Origin of the sequence: Chryseobacterium soldanellicola, from assembly GCF_900100115.1 — a bacterium.
Lineage (GTDB): Bacteria > Bacteroidota > Bacteroidia > Flavobacteriales > Weeksellaceae > Chryseobacterium > Chryseobacterium soldanellicola.
Window position 1 is genome coordinate 463,312 of record NZ_FNKL01000001.1, and the last position, 17,333, is coordinate 480,644.

The 17,333-nt window shown below is 38.3% G+C and carries 11 protein-coding genes; 1 reads left to right on the plus strand and 10 read right to left on the minus strand.

Going from position 1 to position 17,333, the window contains the following annotated elements; genetic code table 11:
- Positions 1 to 47: 47 nt before the first annotated feature.
- From BLT04_RS02005 to BLT04_RS02015, 3 genes are all read right to left on the minus strand, one after another.
- Positions 48 to 1,502: an MFS transporter gene (locus BLT04_RS02005; RefSeq protein ID WP_089753170.1), complete on the minus strand. Its 1,455-nt coding sequence runs from the start codon at positions 1,500 to 1,502 to the stop codon at positions 48 to 50.
- A 26-nt stretch (positions 1,503 to 1,528) separates the two neighbouring features.
- Positions 1,529 to 3,439, minus strand: a complete 1,911-nt coding sequence (locus tag BLT04_RS02010) for a sialate O-acetylesterase (RefSeq protein ID WP_089753172.1) — start codon at positions 3,437 to 3,439, stop codon at positions 1,529 to 1,531.
- Positions 3,440 to 3,766: 327 nt separating this feature from the next.
- Positions 3,767 to 6,136 (minus strand): glycoside hydrolase family 127 protein, encoded by a 2,370-nt coding sequence (locus BLT04_RS02015; RefSeq protein ID WP_089753175.1) that lies wholly within the window; start codon positions 6,134 to 6,136, stop codon positions 3,767 to 3,769.
- Positions 6,137 to 6,661: 525 nt separating this feature from the next.
- On the opposite strand from BLT04_RS02015, the gene BLT04_RS02020 reads away from it, so the two are divergent.
- Positions 6,662 to 7,348 carry an NUDIX hydrolase gene (locus BLT04_RS02020; protein WP_089753177.1) on the plus strand — a complete coding sequence of 229 codons (687 nt, stop codon included), beginning with the start codon at positions 6,662 to 6,664 and terminating at the stop codon, positions 7,346 to 7,348.
- 3 nt (positions 7,349 to 7,351) lie between these two features.
- On the opposite strand, the gene BLT04_RS02025 is transcribed toward BLT04_RS02020, so the two are convergent.
- The 7 genes from BLT04_RS02025 to BLT04_RS02055 all read right to left on the minus strand — a co-directional run bounded on the left by BLT04_RS02025 (position 7,352) and on the right by BLT04_RS02055 (position 17,250).
- A complete protein-coding gene (locus tag BLT04_RS02025; protein ID WP_089753179.1) occupies positions 7,352 to 9,259 on the minus strand; it encodes a DUF294 nucleotidyltransferase-like domain-containing protein in 1,908 nt (635 codons plus the stop codon).
- Positions 9,260 to 9,264: 5 nt separating this feature from the next.
- Positions 9,265 to 9,909, minus strand: a complete 645-nt coding sequence (locus BLT04_RS02030; protein WP_089753181.1) for a 3'-5' exonuclease — start codon at positions 9,907 to 9,909, stop codon at positions 9,265 to 9,267.
- 86 nt (positions 9,910 to 9,995) lie between these two features.
- A complete protein-coding gene (locus BLT04_RS02035; RefSeq protein WP_089753183.1) occupies positions 9,996 to 11,723 on the minus strand; it encodes a sodium:solute symporter family transporter in 1,728 nt (575 codons plus the stop codon).
- Between the two features lie 3 nt (positions 11,724 to 11,726).
- Entirely contained in the window at positions 11,727 to 12,884 is a 1,158-nt protein-coding gene (locus BLT04_RS02040; RefSeq protein WP_089753185.1) for an aldose epimerase family protein, read from the minus strand.
- 21 nt (positions 12,885 to 12,905) lie between these two features.
- A complete protein-coding gene (gene araA, locus BLT04_RS02045; protein WP_089753187.1) occupies positions 12,906 to 14,402 on the minus strand; it encodes an L-arabinose isomerase in 1,497 nt (498 codons plus the stop codon).
- A gap of 154 nt (positions 14,403 to 14,556) precedes the next feature.
- Positions 14,557 to 15,255: an L-ribulose-5-phosphate 4-epimerase gene (locus tag BLT04_RS02050; RefSeq protein ID WP_089753189.1), complete on the minus strand. Its 699-nt coding sequence runs from the start codon at positions 15,253 to 15,255 to the stop codon at positions 14,557 to 14,559.
- A 294-nt stretch (positions 15,256 to 15,549) separates the two neighbouring features.
- Positions 15,550 to 17,250 carry a ribulokinase gene (locus BLT04_RS02055; RefSeq protein WP_089753191.1) on the minus strand — a complete coding sequence of 567 codons (1,701 nt, stop codon included), beginning with the start codon at positions 17,248 to 17,250 and terminating at the stop codon, positions 15,550 to 15,552.
- Between the last annotated feature and the right edge of the window lie 83 nt (positions 17,251 to 17,333).

A 17,333-nucleotide genomic window follows, 5' to 3' on the forward strand; every position in this document is an offset into this window, starting at 1 on the left:
AGCGGGAGTGGAAGACGGATAAAGCTGCCCAAATTTTTATTTCAGTATTAATCTTTTGCTTTTCTTCTTTCTTTAAGTTCCTGCTCGATTTTAATCTCCATTTTTTTGTTGATTTCATAGAACATCAACAATCCGCACGCTAAAAAGAACGGAATGGATGGAAACACGCTGACCAGCATTTTTGCGCCTGCTGAAACGGTTTCCGGCTGCAAGACATTTTCGGCACCCTCTGAGGAAATGTAACCGTACTGACCTATAATATAGGCAACTAATGAACTTCCGATACTCAAGCCAACCTTCAAACCGACCATCATTGCCGAGAAAATAATGGCTGTTGCACGTCTGTTGTTTTTCCATTCTGAATAATCGGCAACGTCTGCAATCATTGCCCAAAGTAATGGCGTTCCGATGCCGTAAAAGAAACCGTGTAGAATCTGTGACAAAAACATTAATCCAACCGATTTTGGCGGATAAAATATAAACGCTAAGACAAATAATGTTGATATAAAAAGTGATGCGATGAAGGCATCTCTTTTGCCATATTTATCTGCAAACTTTTTCGAGAAAGTAATCCCGACAATCATCATAATGATTCCGCCTGCATTGAAGAGGCCGAAACCTGCTGAACGAGGGTCTTCTCCAAAGAAATTCATCCCGATGGAATTGAAGAAATTGGTAATCGGTGATATAAACTGCTGAAGCGAAGTTTCGTCAACATAATTATTGAAATAATACACATACGAACCACCTTTCATCGCCAATGTAATGAAAATCAATGCTGTAACTACCAGCATAATAATCCACGGCTTGTTTTTCTTTAAATCTTTTAAATCTGCTCCCAAAGTAGATTCCTGCTCCGGTTTTGGAATAACTCTTTCTTTAGTCGTGAAAAATGTAATTAATAACATTATCGTCCCGATAACTGCCAACCAGGTCATTACAACCTCGATTCCGGCTGCCTTATCGCCGTGTCCAGCCGACAAAATAATCGGAAGCATAAATACCTGAACAAAAAACTGCGCGAACATCACAGCCACAAAACGATAGGAAGAAATACTGTTTCTCTCGCTCATATCGCCTGTAATAACACCGCTTAAAGCAGCATAAGGCAAATTATTGGCCGCATAAAGCAATAATAAAACAGAATAAGTAATTGCCGCATACATCATTTTTCCTTTGTAAGAAAAATCGGGTGTGCTGAATGCAAAAAGTGCCGCTGCCCCCAACGGAATGGCCGTTAATAAAATCCACGGACGGAATTTCCCCCATTTTGTGCGGGTTCTGTCTGCCAAAGCCCCAATCATCGGATTAAAAACAAATCCGGCCAATAAACCTACGGTAAGGGTAATAATGGAGGCATCCTCAGCTTTTAATCCGTAAATATCAGTATAAAAATAAGCCAGGTATGTTACGAGCGTCTGGAAAACCAAATTGGCTGCCAAATCTCCTAAGCTGTAGCCGATTTTTTCAACGACAGATATTTTTTGAGATGAGTTGTTCATTTTAATAATTTATAATTTATAATTGATTATTCTGTAGTAAAAGGCGATGCCGGAAGTCCGGATTTATTTTTAAGGTTTCCGTCGGGATTGTCTGCCCAATCGTACCTTACCGAAACGGGATTTGAAACGGTATCATTCCAGACAATTATTTTATTGCCTTCGATTTTTGCTTTTGCCCATTCGTATTTTCCATCTTTTCCTTTAATGGCAAAGCCTTTCAATTCTGACACAGGTTCAAAATCATCGGTTCCATTTTTAAAGGTTAGAATGATTTTATTTCCTTCCACTTTCATTGACTGATAAACCGGTCCGTCTGCGATGATATTTTTTTTATCGGCAACTTTAAGAGCCTGCAAAGCCAATCTGTCGCCGACTGTTTTTTTGTTAAGAGGATGAATGTCGTTCCATTCTCCCAAATCAATAATTACGGCAAGCCCGGTATTCGGAACTTTTAGCGAAACCTGACGCTGCTGTTCTCTCAATTCTGCCCAATTGCTTTCCACAGGCTGAGTGTTAGGTTCCATAAAATTAGCCAGCTGTACGGTAAAAAACGGCATCTCTTTCTGATTCCATTTGTTTCGCCAATCGGTAATCATTGTGGTCAGCAGATCGCCGTATTCTTTTGGTTTTCCGGTGTTACTTTCGCCTTGGTACCAAATGGCACCTTTAATGTTATAATTAATTAAAGGATTGATCATTGCATTGTACAATCCGGTCGGTTTCCAGCGGATAAAAGTCGTTCCGGGAGCCATTTTTTCCATTTTAGATCCGATTTTATATTTCCATTGGGTTTTTAAATCGATTTTAGTTCCGTCAATTTCAAGATAATAAGGTTTATCGGCGATAAACTGCCCTTTTCCGCTTCCGTTGGTAATTCTTACAGCAATGACGTTTTTGCCTTCTTTTAAAACACCTGCCGGAATATCATACCAGCGGGGAGGATATTCGTAAGTTACATTTCCTACTTTTTTTCCATTAATATAGGTAACATCGGCATCTTTTATTCTTCCTAAATTTAAAAATGCGGCTTTTCCTGCCTGATTTTTGGTTAAATTAATTTCTTTTCTGAACCAAACCGAACCGTCAAACGAACCTTCTTGATCTTCCCAGGAACCGGGAATATTCATTGTTTTCCAATCAGAATCGTTTAGGTCAAAATTTTCCCAATGCTGGTTTAAACCAATATCACTTTGGTCGAGTTCGGCATACCAAGCTTTGCTCAATGCCTGTTCGCCAGATTCGGTAGATTTTATCAGCTCATCATTTTGCCATTTTTTGGCTTCGTCAAGATATTCGGTATATTTTTTCAGAGAATTTTCATCCATCCACGCCTGAATCGGAGAACCTCCTAAACTTGCGTGTATAATTCCGACGGCAACTTTATTTTTTTCACTCAAATGTTTTGCAAAAAAATAAGCAACTCCGGAAAAATTAAGAATAGTCCGCGGATTTGTCGATTCCCATTTTCCGCCGGCAAGTTCAGTTTGAGGCGATTTAAAATTATATTTTTGAGGAACAGTAAAAAATCTGATGTTCTGGTTGTTCGCATTTTTGATTTCGTTCCCATAAAGCGGGGTCAATCTTCGCATCGGCAGCTCCATATTCGATTGTCCGGAAGCCAGCCAGACATCTCCGATGAGAATATCTTTCAGTGTAATTTCGTTGATAGTCATTGTGTACGGACCTCCGGGTTTTTGCTCGGGAAGTGTGATTTTCCAGTTTCCAGTTTGGTCGGCGGTGGTTTTGTAATTTTTGTTGAGGAATTTCACTTCCACTTTTTCTCCTGCATCGGCTTTTCCCCAAATATTGAGCTTTTGGTTTCGCTGCAAAACCATTCCGTCTGAAACCAGTGCCGGAAGTGTGATTTTGGCTTCAATGAAAATGCAGAATGTGCAGAGAAGCAAAACCAGAACTTTGGTGAAATTTTTCTTGTCCATATTTATTTTAAATATTTAATTCTTGTTTTGTTTAAATTTTTCTGATTATCAGTTTTTGATAATATATAATTTTGAAAGCTAAGCGCAAAAAGTTTTTTTTAAACTAATTGTTTTTAAGGCTCACAAAGCCGTTTGCGCTTATAAAATTTCACTGAGTTTTTAATTATATCAATTTCATATCTATTTAAAAACTTAAATCATTTTTAAGTTGAATCTCTCGCAGCCCGACCTGAGTGGAGCTCTTTTTGTGCAGCAAAGCGGAACAAAAAAGCGGGAACGGAGGGCGGAAAAGCTGCCCAAATTAAAATTTACACTTTTCATTTCTGCTTATTTTGGCAATTCTGTCAGCAACCTTACTTCAATGATTTTCGGAGTCAACGATTTTTCATTGGTATTAAATTTTACGTTTAAAATTTCCTTGTGATTTTCAGATTCAGGAATCGGGATTAATAATGATTGTGAAGAACTGCCCGATTTACCGTCGAAATTTTTAGAAATCGCTTTTATTCCATTGATCTCCACATTTAAAGTCCGGTTATTGTTAGCATCAAAATAAATAAGATAAAGGTATTTTGCATTTTTATCTTTGTTTCTCATCTGGTAGCTGAACCAGCCTTTTGCCTCACGGAAATGGCGGTCTTCCATATAACCGGTATTGGAATCTTTGCTGTCAATAAAATGGTCTGATTCCGGCTGTTGCTCGCCCAATTGTATTTTGTCCGCCGTGATTTTGTCCAGTTTTCTGATTTCCTCTTCTTCTTTTGCTTTCTGCTTCTGAATGATTTCAATTTTATCCTGATTCGCCTGCGGAAAATAAATAATGTAGCGTTCTTCCTGAATTTTATAAAACGGAACCAATTCTAATCCGTTGCTGAATTTATTTTGAGGATACAAGCCTTTCAGTTTAAAGGTCATATCTTTTCCGTTAACGTTTTCCAAATGGCTTAAAACTGACGTTGAACTGCCCAAAATAGTCGGAATTTCATTCAAAGGAATCTGCGGGCCGTGCGCGATATGTCCGCCTCTGCTGTCATCAGCGAAAAGTCCGTCCTGATTTTCTTTTCCGTATTTCGCAGCCAAAACGATAGGTCCATATTTGAAGGCAAAATAATCTGAATGGTCAGGAAGCTGCTCTGCAGAAAGGTGCATTGGCATTTTCATTTCGATAATATCTCCTTTTTTCCATTTTCTTTTGATAGTCAAATAGCCTTCAGCATCTACAGGAACATTGACACTTTTACCGTTGATTGAAATGGTAATTTCTGAAGCATTTGCCCATTCCGGGGCTCTTAATTTTAAATTTATATTTGATTTTGAAGCAACGTCAAAAATCAGTTTTGTTGATGGATTCTCAGGGAAATTATTTTCCTGTCTCAGAACCAATTTCTTTTCAGACCATTTTAATATGGAAGGAATAAAAAGATTCACGTACAAATCTTCATCGGAATACGCATAAATCATTTCACCATATTTGGCGTGATTTTCCATTCCGGAACCTACGCAGCACCAAAAACTGGTTTCCGGCTGGGAATAAACCCTGTAATGACCGGGGCGCATCGGTGTAAAATACACAAAACCACCTTTTTCAGGATTTTGCGTGGAAAGAATATGATTGTAGAGAGCTTTTTCGTAATAATCTATGTAAGATGATTTCGGATTGGTCGCATACAATTCTTTGGAGAGCTTCAGCATATTATACGTGTTGCAGGTTTCCGGGCCTTCAATACTTTTAATCATTCCGCTGAAATCATTGATAGGATTGAAATGTTCACTTACACTGTTTCCCCCGATAACCGCTGATCTTTTTTGGGTAACATTGGTCCAGAAAAAATCGGCGGCATTGCTCCATTCTTTATTATTTTCTAAATCAGCAATTCTTTTGAAACCAATCACTTTTGGAATCTGTGTGTTGGCGTGAATTCCTGTGAGTTTGTCTTCACCATTCAACAATGGGTTTAAAATTGCAAGATGTGAAAAACGATGGGCAAGTTTTAGATATTTCGGATTTTTTGTAATGTCGTAAACATCAGCAAAAACTTCATTCAAACCGCCGTGCTCACTGCGAAGCATGTCCTGAATCTGCGCATCGGAAAGCCCGGAAACTTCATCAGCCATCCAATCCGTGAGTTTTATCAGCATTTTTTTTGCCTTCTCGTTGCCTGCATACCAATAGGCATCGCGTAAACCTGAATAAATTTTATGAATATTATATAAAGGAACCCAGCGGTCATTCAGGCCAAAAGTTGCTGCCCGGATATTTCCATCGGCAATTTCCTTCCAGGCTGCTTTACCGTTCGGAACTCCTGATACATAGCCGTTTCCTGACAGATTCTGGCATCGTTCCAGCTCATCAATCATGTAATCCAGACGCTGTTTGATTTTTGGATCACCTGTAGAAGCATACATCAGCGACAAAGCAGAAATATAGTGTCCTCCGATATGACCGTCCAGCCCTGTATTTTCCCAATTCGGATAATTTTCTTTTTTAGGTTTTAATCCTGCTTCTTTCAAATAAGGTGCAAGGAGCCGGTCGGCATCCATCGACAAGATATATTTCTCATCGGTCTGCATCGCTTTGCTGAAAACACTTTCAGACAAATGAACTTTGTTAAGCGGGAAGTAGCTAACATTTTTCTTTACCTGCCCAAAAGCAAGCGAAGTAAAGCTTAAAAGTAAGATCAGTGATTTTTTGTTCATTAATAAATGTTATTTCTACATTTATAAAAATAAAAGAAAGTAACCAGATTCCAAACAATTTTCATCATTTTGAAGTAATGCATTAAAAAAAAACATTTCTAGCACCTAAAAAAAACTTCAAAAAACCCTACCTTATCATAAAAAACAAGAATAGACAAACAATACAATATCAATTAAATAAATGTAATTTCATCAGAATCAAAATAAATATCATTATTCATAACAGGCATCACAAATTTATACCGGAGACTTATCGTATTTAAATAATATCCCTCAAAATAATTTTTATAAAATCGTTTACATAAACTTTAACATATTTTTAACATTGTATTCATATAGAATTTATAGTGAATCTGGTAAATAAATCGTTTTAATAATAAAAATAATTCTCCAAAACAGTATCCGGAAGCAATAATTCTTCAAAAAATTTAAAAGAAAAAAATAAAGTGTAGCCTATACATTTATTTACGTTTCATATTAAAATCTATCTTAAAAATTTTAACTTTGCATAAAATCATTTTTTTGATGGAAGAAAATTATCTTAATTATCCTAAACATTTTGTGGCAGTTGACTGTATTATTTTCGGTTTCGACGGGGATGAACTGAAAATTCTTCTGGTGCAAAGAAATTTTGAGCCAAAGAAAGGAGAATGGTCTCTTATGGGTGGCTTTATTGATGATAAAGAAAGCTCTGACCAGGCTGCCAACCGCGTGCTGAATACATTGACCGGACTGGAAAATATTTATCTTGAGCAACTGAATACCTATACAGAAATTGATCGTGAGCCGACCGCCAGAATAATGTCAATTTCATACTATGCTTTGATTAATATTCAGGATAACATTCAAATCAATGAAAAATACAGCGCCAAATGGTTTGACCTCAAAGACCGTCCCGACCTTATTTTTGACCATAATGTGATGGTAAAAGATGCCGTTCTTAGACTGAGAAGGCGAGCAACCACAAGACCTATCGGTTTTGAGCTGCTTCCGGAAAAATTTACAATGAAAGATCTTCAGAATCTTTACGAAGCGATATTTGACGAAAAATATGATAAGCGAAATTTTACCAGCAAGATAAACGCATTGGACGTTCTTGTAAAAACCAGTGAAAAGGATATGAGCTCATCTAAAAAAGGGTCTTTTCTTTATACTTTTGATGAAGAAAAATATAATAAGAAAATTTCTGAAGGGTTTATGTTTAAAATTTAATCTTTAGAGGCTTCCGGTAAATTTCATTTTGATCCCTGACTGAAAATTGGCAATGGTCTTAAAGATTTCGATTAAGGTCACCTGTTCTATTCTGGTTAGCTTATTAATTTCAATATAGTTATCCGGATTTTTTTTATCAATAGTAATTTGTTTTGCCTGATTTTTAAGCCGAAGTGCCATCAAATAATAATAAGATTGATGAATTTCGTTATACTGCTGCTGTGTGAAAATGCCAATTTCCGTCAATTTTTTCATTCTCTCACCGGTATTTTCTATTTCCAGATGATTTTTCAGTGCGTAAACACGAATCAGATCTACGATTGGTGACATTGCCGTTTTAATGTCAAAAACTTCTGACTTTCCGATGGTCTGAGTCCTTATTTTTTTGAAAAAAGTTAAAGGAGGCTCATATTGAAGCGCATTTTTTGCAATGTGTGCCAGAAACAGCTGATTGGGCGAAACCAGTTTTTCTTTGATACCTGTTTTCAGCTCACGTACAATATTTTCGTCACCGTAAATAAAACGGAAATCAAAAAAAGTAGAAAATTTCATTGCATTTTCCGGTACCGATTCTTCGATCCACTGGCTGTAATTTCTTTTCCAGTGAGAAAGAGAATGGGTCCATTTCGGGTTACTAGCCATAAAACCACCTTTACAGTATTCAAAACCAATCGTATTAAGATCGTCTGAAACTTTTCTGGCAAAATTCAGAAAATATGCTCTTACCATCTCCCGGTGTTCATTGGCTCTGTCTTCGTAGATGATCCCATTGTCCTGGTCGGTACTCAATGTCTGCTCTTTCCTGCCTTCGCTTCCGGTGACAATGAAGGCAAATTTCGCAGGCGGTTTTCCTATTTCCTTTATGACTTTTTCTATCACTTTTCCGGTAATCGTATCGGCAATCGTGGTAATGACCTGACTGGCAATTTCGCCATGCACGCCTCTTCCCAAAAGCTGATTGATAATATCCGGAACCTGTTTCCATTTTTTGCGGAGCTCTTCGGTATTTTCTGCCTGTTTTACAGACTGGATGAAAACCAGCGGACTTTGTGCCTGCTCGCTCAGCAAACGGTTTCTGCTCAGAAAGCCGACATATTCTTCTTTATTTTTCACTAAAAGATACCTTGATTTGGTTTTAAACATCATTAGAACCGCTTCATATAAATAGGCCTCGCTGGAAATGCTTACAATCGGGTTATCCATTACCGCTGAAATGGCAATCTTTGAATCCAGACAACCGGCGATAACGTTATCCCGTAAGGTAATATCGGTGGCATACCCAATAATCTCGTCACTTTCCGATTTTTTGATAAAAATACAGCTTACCTTATTGGCGGCCATCGTTTTAGCAGCTTCAAAAACAGGGGTATTTTCCTCACACCAAACAATACTTTTGTAGGCAATGCTCTCAATTTTTCTGGAATACAGCTGGTCTGCAGCAAAATAACTTTCCTCGAAAGTTGCCGGTGTTTTTACAAAATGTGAAAACTCCTCATCCAGCATTTTCTTACCAAAATCTGAAGTGAAATAATGAAAAAAATCTTCATATGCATCGCACAATTCATAAAATTCTTTTCTGGGTAAGGTATAAACCACAGTTCCTTTTTTGGCAATGGCAGATTTCAACGCCCGCACTCTATTCAGAACTACCGAAATCCCACCGAAACAGTAAGGAGAATGGTGTTTCGCAACACATCTTTTATTTTCAGCAGCATCAAAAAAGAACGTTTCATATTCACCCGATGAAATAATATCCACTCCTTTCATCTCGGTCACTTCCTGACGATAAACCAGCGTATCTTTAGAAAACTCTGTTTTAATAAGCGTTTCAGAGATTTCAGCAAGAACCGTTTCAGGTAAAAGATGAAAAGGCTCTGTTATTTTTAATAGTGAAATAATTTTTTCTTCCATGATGATTATTTCATTTTATCTGTTAAAAATTTTAATTTAGATTCTATTTCATGATGGATTTTCTGAAGTTCATCTTCCGAAATTTCTCCGCGGGAACGGATTTCAAAGAAACATTTTGCTGTCATTTCCGCATCAATCGCAGCATCGTGGGAATGTTCCATTTTTTCATTAAAAAGGAAATCGTAAAGCTGTGGCAAGCGAAAATAATTAGCTTCAGGATTTAAAACATAGTCTTTGCTTTTTAGCATTGTGCAGTAAAAATGGCTTTTTTGAAAAGGATTTTCCAAGCCTGCCCTGTAAAAATCGCAGCTCAGCGTATGAATATCAAATTCTGTGAAATGCCCTGTAATCAGCGGTTGATATTGCCGGATATCGTCTGAAAGCTTTTGCAGAACAAAACTTCGGTCTTTACCGTTTTTGCTTAAAAATTCCCTGGTGATTCCGTGAACCCTGAAGGATAATATACTGATCTTTAAATCTTCATCATCAATATAAAAATTTTCCTTTTTAACCTGTCTGTCGAATTCATCATACAAAATCCACGAAACCTGAACCGCTGAAGGCCAGTTGTCTGTATCAGAATAAGGCAGATCCCAACGTTTCGGGATCGTCGTTGTTTCGGTATCGATAAAAAGGAGATATTTTTTCAAAACTTGATTTAAAATTACAAAATCATTATAACTTTTAACAAAAATAGGATGCCAATAATGACATCCTATTTTAATTTATTTTAAAATTACCAGAATCTTACATAAAGTGCGGTCAGTAAAAGAACCGTTGCGACAATCATAACCAATGTTCTGTTGTCTACCTTAAACATTGTTGCATCAATCGCAAAAGCTTTCGGATTTACCTTCGGACCAGCCAGACTTATCATCACCATCACAGCAACCGTGATAAAGAATGACCATCCCATATTAATTAAAAACGGAATTTCTGTAATCGTATGAACGACACCGTTTTCTAATTTCTCATAGGTAAAAGCAGTGTAAAGCCAAGTCTCTTTCCCGAAAATATCTACTGCAAAACTGTTGAAGAAAATCGCCAGTAAAAAACCCAGAAGAACACCGACCAAAGCTGCTGCTCCTGTTGTTCTCTTCCAGAACATTCCTAGGAGGAACATCGCAAAAACTCCGGGACTGATAAATCCTGTATATTTCTGAATGAAGGTGAAACCTCCTTCTCCTCCGATTCCCAGAACATCTGTCCAGGTAAATGCTAAAGCAACAGCCATGGCAATAATAATTGCCCAACGACCTGTTCTTACCATTTCAATTTCGGTAGCATCTGCTTTCAGGTATTTTTTATAGATATCTAAAGTAAAAATCGTGGAAATACTGTTTACTTTTCCTGCCAAAGAGGCTACGATTGCTGCCGTAAGTGCCGCAACTGCAAGACCTTTAAGTCCGGTTGGTAAAAAGCCTAAAATAGCTGAATACGCGCCGTCTTTCACTCCGTTAAAACCAGTCAGATGTCCTTTTGTATATAAAACATAGGCTGCAATTCCCGGAAGCATTACGATGATCGGCATAAATAATTTCAAAAATCCTGCGAATAAAATTCCTGTTCTTGCGGTTTTCAAATCAGCTCCCAAAGCGCGTTGTGTGATGTACTGGTTACATCCCCAATAATTTAGGTTAACAATCCACTGTCCTGCAAAATACATTGCCAAGCCCGGTAAAACCACATATTTCTGAACATTCAGATTTTCCGGCATTGCCAGAGTTGTGGTGGTTGTCGTTGGTTTGTCAAGCATTAATTTAAAGTGTTCCGGGGCTTCATTCATTAAAGTCTGGAATCCTGCAAAAGCATTTCCTACAGCAGCACCGTTAATTCTCTGGTCAACAATCTGAAGCGCCATATAAACCGTTGCAAAACCTCCGATAATTAAAACTGCCACCTGAATAACATCGGTGTACCCGATTACTTTCATTCCTCCTAAACCAATCAGTAAAGCCATCAGAAGCAATCCAACCATAATAATATGAAGATTATCTCCACCCAACAAAGTATCGATCGCCAAAGCACCGAGATAAAGAATAGAGGTAAGATTTACAATTACATAGAGAAAAAGCCAAAAGACAGCCATAATCAGAGAAACCGATTTATTATAACGGGTTTCCAGAAATTGAGGCATCGTGTAAATTTTATTTTTAAGATAAATCGGGATAAACCATACGGCGATGATAATTAATGCAATCGCTGCAATCCATTCGTAAGCTGCAACAGCAATTCCCACGAAAAAACCTTCACCACTCATGCCTATAAACTGTTCCGCTGAAATATTGGATGCAATTAAACTGGCTCCAATTGCCCACCAGGTGAGCGAGCCTTCTGCCAGAAAATAATCTTTACTGCCTGTAGCTGCAGACTTTTTTCTGTTGTAAATCCAAATTCCATACCCTGCTACCACCACAAAATAAACAAGAAATATGATGATATCGATCGTTGATAAGTTACCCATAATCTATTTTTTAACTGAGAATTTATAAATCGTTTTAGTCTGATATTTTTGTCCCGGCTTCAGCTCTGTTGAAGGAAAAGAAGACTGATTCGGAGAGTCCGGGAAATGCTGGGTTTCTAAACAAAACCCTGTTCGGAATTCATTTTTTCCACCCGTTTTAGTATCAAATTTTCCATCAAGAAAATTTCCTGAATAGAATTGGACACCCGGCTGATCTGTTAAAACTTCCATTATCCTTCCTGATTCAGGATGATACACTTTGGCAATGCTTCTCATTCCTTTTCCATTCAGAATCCAGTTGTGATCGTAGCCTTTTCCTTTTTTAAGCTGATCGTCGGCAGCATTAATATCTTTTCCGATTGGCTTTGAAACTGTGAAATCAAACGGACTTCCTTTTACTGCTTTTTGCTCACCGGTTGGAATCAACGTTTCATTTACAGGTAAGAATTGATCTGCATTGATTTGCAGTTCGTGGTCGGTAATCGTTTTTGTGAAGTTTCCTGAAAGATTGAAATATGAATGTTGAGTAAGATTCACAACCGTTGCTTTATCCGTCATTGCTTCATAAGAGATCTCCAAAGCATCATCGTCTGTTAAAGTGTATAAAACGGTTGTGGTTAATTTTCCCGGATAGCCTTCTTCGCCATCAGCACTCGTGTACGTCAGTTTTAAAGTTGGAAATCTTGCATCTTTTACAGGCTCGATATTCCAGAATTTAGTATGGAAACCTTCTTTTCCTCCATGAAGACTGTTGGGTCCGTCATTTTTATCAATCTCAAAAGTTTTACCTTCCAAAGTAAATTTTGCGTTGGCAATTCTGTTTCCGTAACGACCGATCAAAGCCCCAAAATAATAAGGATTTCCATTAAAATACTCTTCAGGTTTTGTGAATCCTAAAACAATATCTTCATATTTTCCGTTTTTGTCGGGAGCGGTGAGCGAGGTTATAATCCCTCCAAAATTAATGACTTCCAATGTCATCCCGTTTTTGTTGGTTAAGGTATATTTTTTAATAGAATCGCCTTTTGCGGTCACTCCGTAGTCTGAAACCTGTATCTTTTCCATATTCTCTTTTTGGCTCTGATTATTATTTTCTTTTTTACTGCACCCGAAAATACATAAAAGTGCAATAATAATCAGATTATAACTTATTTTTTTCATAGTTTAAATCATTTTGCAAGTTTAACGATAATAGATTTCATTCCACCTAAGTGTATTCTTAAAATCACGGATTTTTGTATCTTCATCAATAACCAATGACTCAATATCCGCTATTTCTGCAAAATCTTCCAGCTGTTCTGCGCTGATATTCTCACTGTAACATGTGTGATGTGCTCCGCCCGCGAGTATCCAAGCTTCTGCAGCCGTGTATAAATCCGGAAGTGGCTTCCAAAGAACTCTTGCTACAGGAAGTTTTGGTAATTCCTCCGTAATTTCCAATGCTTTTGTTTTGTTGATTAACAGCCTGAAATGATTTCCGAAATCCATCAGCGCCGCATTTAACGAATCAATATTTCCTCTTGAATTGAATACCAGACGTACAGGATCTGCCTTACCACCAATTCCCAACGGATGAATCTCACAAGAAGGTTTGTCAACCGCCAAAACAGGGTCAACTTCAAGCATATGCGAGCCTAAAACCGACGGATTTGAAGGATTGAGATGATAGGTATAATCTTCCATAAAGGCATTTCCGCCATCAAGACCTTGTCCCATCGTTTTCATGGCACGAACTAAAGCTGCTGTTTTCCAGTCGCCTTCTCCGGCAAAACCATAACCTTTTTCCATCAGCCTCTGAACGGCAATTCCCGGAAGTTGTTCTAAACCATGAAGGTCTTCAAAAGTATCCGAGAAGCCTTTGAAATTTCCGTCTTTCAGGAATTTTTCCAAGCCTAATTCTATTCTTGCAGCTGCTTCAAGCGATTTTCTGTTGCTTCCGCCCGAAAGAAGAGATTCTGCCATTTTATAAGAAGCTTCATATTCTTCCATTAAAGTTTTAATCTCGCCATCACCAATGGAATTGACAACGCTTACCAAATCCCCGATTCCCCATGTATTTACTGAAAATCCGAATTTGGTTTCGGCTTCTACTTTGTCGCCATCTGTAACGGCAACATATCTCATATTATCCCCAAAACGGGCGAATTTAGCTCCCTGCCAATCATCCCAACCTACTGCAACGCGGCTCCAGTCTCCGATTTGTTTTTGAACTCTTTCTTCTGCCCAATGTCCTACAACTACTTTTCTGTTTTTACGGAGACGGCTTACCATAAAACCGAATTCACGGTCTCCATGGGCCGCCTGATTCAGATTCATAAAATCCATATCCATCGTAGACCACGGAATATCTTGATTGAATTGGGTATGAAGATGCAACATTGGCTTTTGTAGAGCGGTCAGTCCACGAATCCACATTTTTGCAGGTGAAAACGTATGCATCCAGGTTACAATTCCGATGCAGTCTTCCGCACGATTAGCTGCCGTTAATGTTTCAAAAATTTCTTCGGTTGATTTTACGGTTGGTTTAATAATAACTTTTACAGGAATTAATGAAGATTGATTAAAAGCTTCAACAATTTTCTGTGAATGTTCAGCAACCTGTGCTAAGGTTTCCGGGCCGTATAAATGCTGGCTTCCGGTGATAAACCAGATTTCTTTGGTATTGAGAGGTGTTAACATATATTATAATTGATAAATGATGATTGATGATTGATGATTGATGATTGATGATTAATGATTGATTGTTTTATTTTTTCCACAGGTTTTACCTGTGGCTATTGATATTGAACCCTTCGGGTTCTGCTTAATAATTTGTTTTTTTTAAGATGATATTTTATTGTCCGTAATAGGCATTTTTGCCGTGTTTGCGTTCGTAATGTTTTTTTATGAGTGAATCTTTCAGGCGCGGTGCATCAGGGTTGATCTGTTTTGTGCGATATGCCATTTCAGCGATGGTTTCCAAAACTTTGCTGTTGTAAACGGCTTTATCAGCATTTTTACCCCAGGTAAAAGGTCCGTGATTTCCGATAAGAACCATTTCAACTTCTTCGTAAGACAGGTTTTTTTCTTTGAAGCAATCGAGAATTTGGATTCCAGTATTGTATTCGTAGTTTCCTTCGATTAAATCGTCGCGCATTGGTTGCGCACAGGGAATATCTTCCGTTAAATGATCTGCATGCGTGGTTCCCAAAATCGGAATATCCATCTGAGCCTGCGCCCAGGCAACGGAATAGATCGCGTGCGTATGAGAAATTCCGCCAATGTTGTCCCAGTTTTGGTAGAGGTAAGCGTGGGTTTTGGTGTCAGAAGATGGCCTTAATTTTCCTTCCACTATATTGGCATCATAATCTAAAATGACTATATCTTCAGGTTTCAGGATCTCATAAGGAACGCCACTTGGTTTGATGGCAAAAATTCCTTTATCGCGGTCAACGGCACTTACATTCCCGAAGGTGTAAACGACCAGCTTTAATGCATCCAGCTGCATATTGGCTTCGTAACATTCTCGTTTTAATTCTTTATAGATGCTCATTTTGTTTTTATTAAATGATTGAAAGATTAAATAATTTAAAGATTACAGATTTTCATTTAAGGCTTAGCCCGTTATTGATTTAGTTTAAACATTGGATCTCACGCAGCCCGGCTTGAGCGGAAATCCTTTTTGTGAATTGGCAAAAGCTTTGGCCAAAAAGATTGGGAGCGGAAGACGGAGATTGCTGCCCTAAAAATTTTAGCCGTTTATTTTTTGGCTGATCGTTGCAGGTTGTATTACATAATCTTAACAGTTCGCTCCTGCGGAACTGCTAGAACAAGATTAAATTTTCTATCACCTAAAGCTTTCGGCTGTCAGCTTCTTTTTCGATTTGATATTGTCTTCTGTGAAGTCGGCGAGAATCTGATATTGGTTCATTAATTCTGCATATTTTTCCACCTGATCTGCCTGAGGGAAATATTCTGCTTCGAAATCGGAACCCATTTTCTGACTTGCTTCCTGAACATTTGCGTAAATGCCTGCCGAAACTGCCGCGTAAATCGCTGCTCCCAAAGCTGGGGCCTGATCAGATGCGGCTATGACGATAGGCATATTCAGGACATTTGCCAACGTCTGCATAATGAATGGAGATTTTCTGGCTACACCGCCAATTCCGATGACTTTTTCAATTTTTACTCCTTCTTCTTCGAAACGGTCAACAATTTTTTTCGATCCGAAGCAAATGGCATTGACCAATGCTTTGAAAATATGCGGGGCTTTTGTCCCTAATGAAAGATTGCTGATAGCAGCTTTAAGTTCCTGATTGGCATCCGGCGTCCGTCTTCCATTTACCCAATCCAACGCGATAGGAACGGCTTCGGAAAGAGGAATTTTTTCTGCTTCAAAAGTCAGATTTCGGATGAGATTATTTTCTATTTCTTCTTTTAACAATCGTTTTTGATTATCATCGATGACATTAGAATTCATCAATATGTTTTGTGTTGGCCAAGTCAGAATATCTTTGTACCACGCCAATACATCACCAAATGCAGATTGCCCGGCTTCAAGACCAATCAAACCCGGAATAACGGAGCCATTGACCTGACCACAGATTCCTTTGACGGTTTTCTCCTGAATAATTTCGTTGGATGCCACCATAATATCACAGGTTGAGGTTCCCATAATACGGATCAGCGTATTTTCTTCCACTTTTGCACCGACTGCACCGGAATGCGCATCGAAAGTTCCGACGGTAATGACGGTATTGGTTGTTAATCCTAATTTTTCTGCCCATTCCTGATTCAGATTTCCTGCAGCTTCGTCTGAGGTATATGTTTTTTCGTAAAGCCTGTCACGAAGCTCCGCCAATGATGGATCTAGCAGCCCAAGAAACTCTTTTGAAGGAAGCCCGTCCCACGACTCGTGCCACATTGCTTTGTGACCCGCTGCGCAACGGCTTCTTTTGAATGTTGCCAAATCCTGATGATCGGAAAGCAGAAAAGTCATATAATCGCAGTGTTCCATCCAGCTGTAGGCAGAATTTTTTACATTTTGATCAACTCTATTGATATGAAGAATCTTGGCCCAGAACCATTCGGATGAATAAATTCCGCCTTCAAATTTAGTGTAATCTTCACCACCCCAGTTTCTGGCAAGCTGATTGATTTCTTCTGCTTCATTGATAGAAGTATGGTCTTTCCATAAAATCATCATTGCGTTCGGATTTTCTTCAAATCCCGGCGTTAAAGATAATGCTATGCCGTCTTTGGTCACAGGAATCGGCGATGAACCGGTGGTATCAATACAGATGCTGACAATAGCTTCAGGCGCCACTCCACTTTCTTTTACCACATCAGAAATGGTTTTTTGCAAGCCCTCGATATGGTCTGACGGATGCTGGCGAAATTGGTTTTCTCCCGGCTGACAAAATTTTCCCTGTTTCCATCGTTGGTAATAGCTGACGGATGTTGCCAGTTCTGCTCCGTTTTCTGTATCAATCAGCACTGCGCGTACGGAATCTGTGCCATAATCCAGTCCGATAACATATTTCTTCATTTTTATAATGAATTTAGTTTTAATAAATATTTACATTTCCCTTAATTGGAGAATAAAACAAATATAAGATTCTATTTTAAATA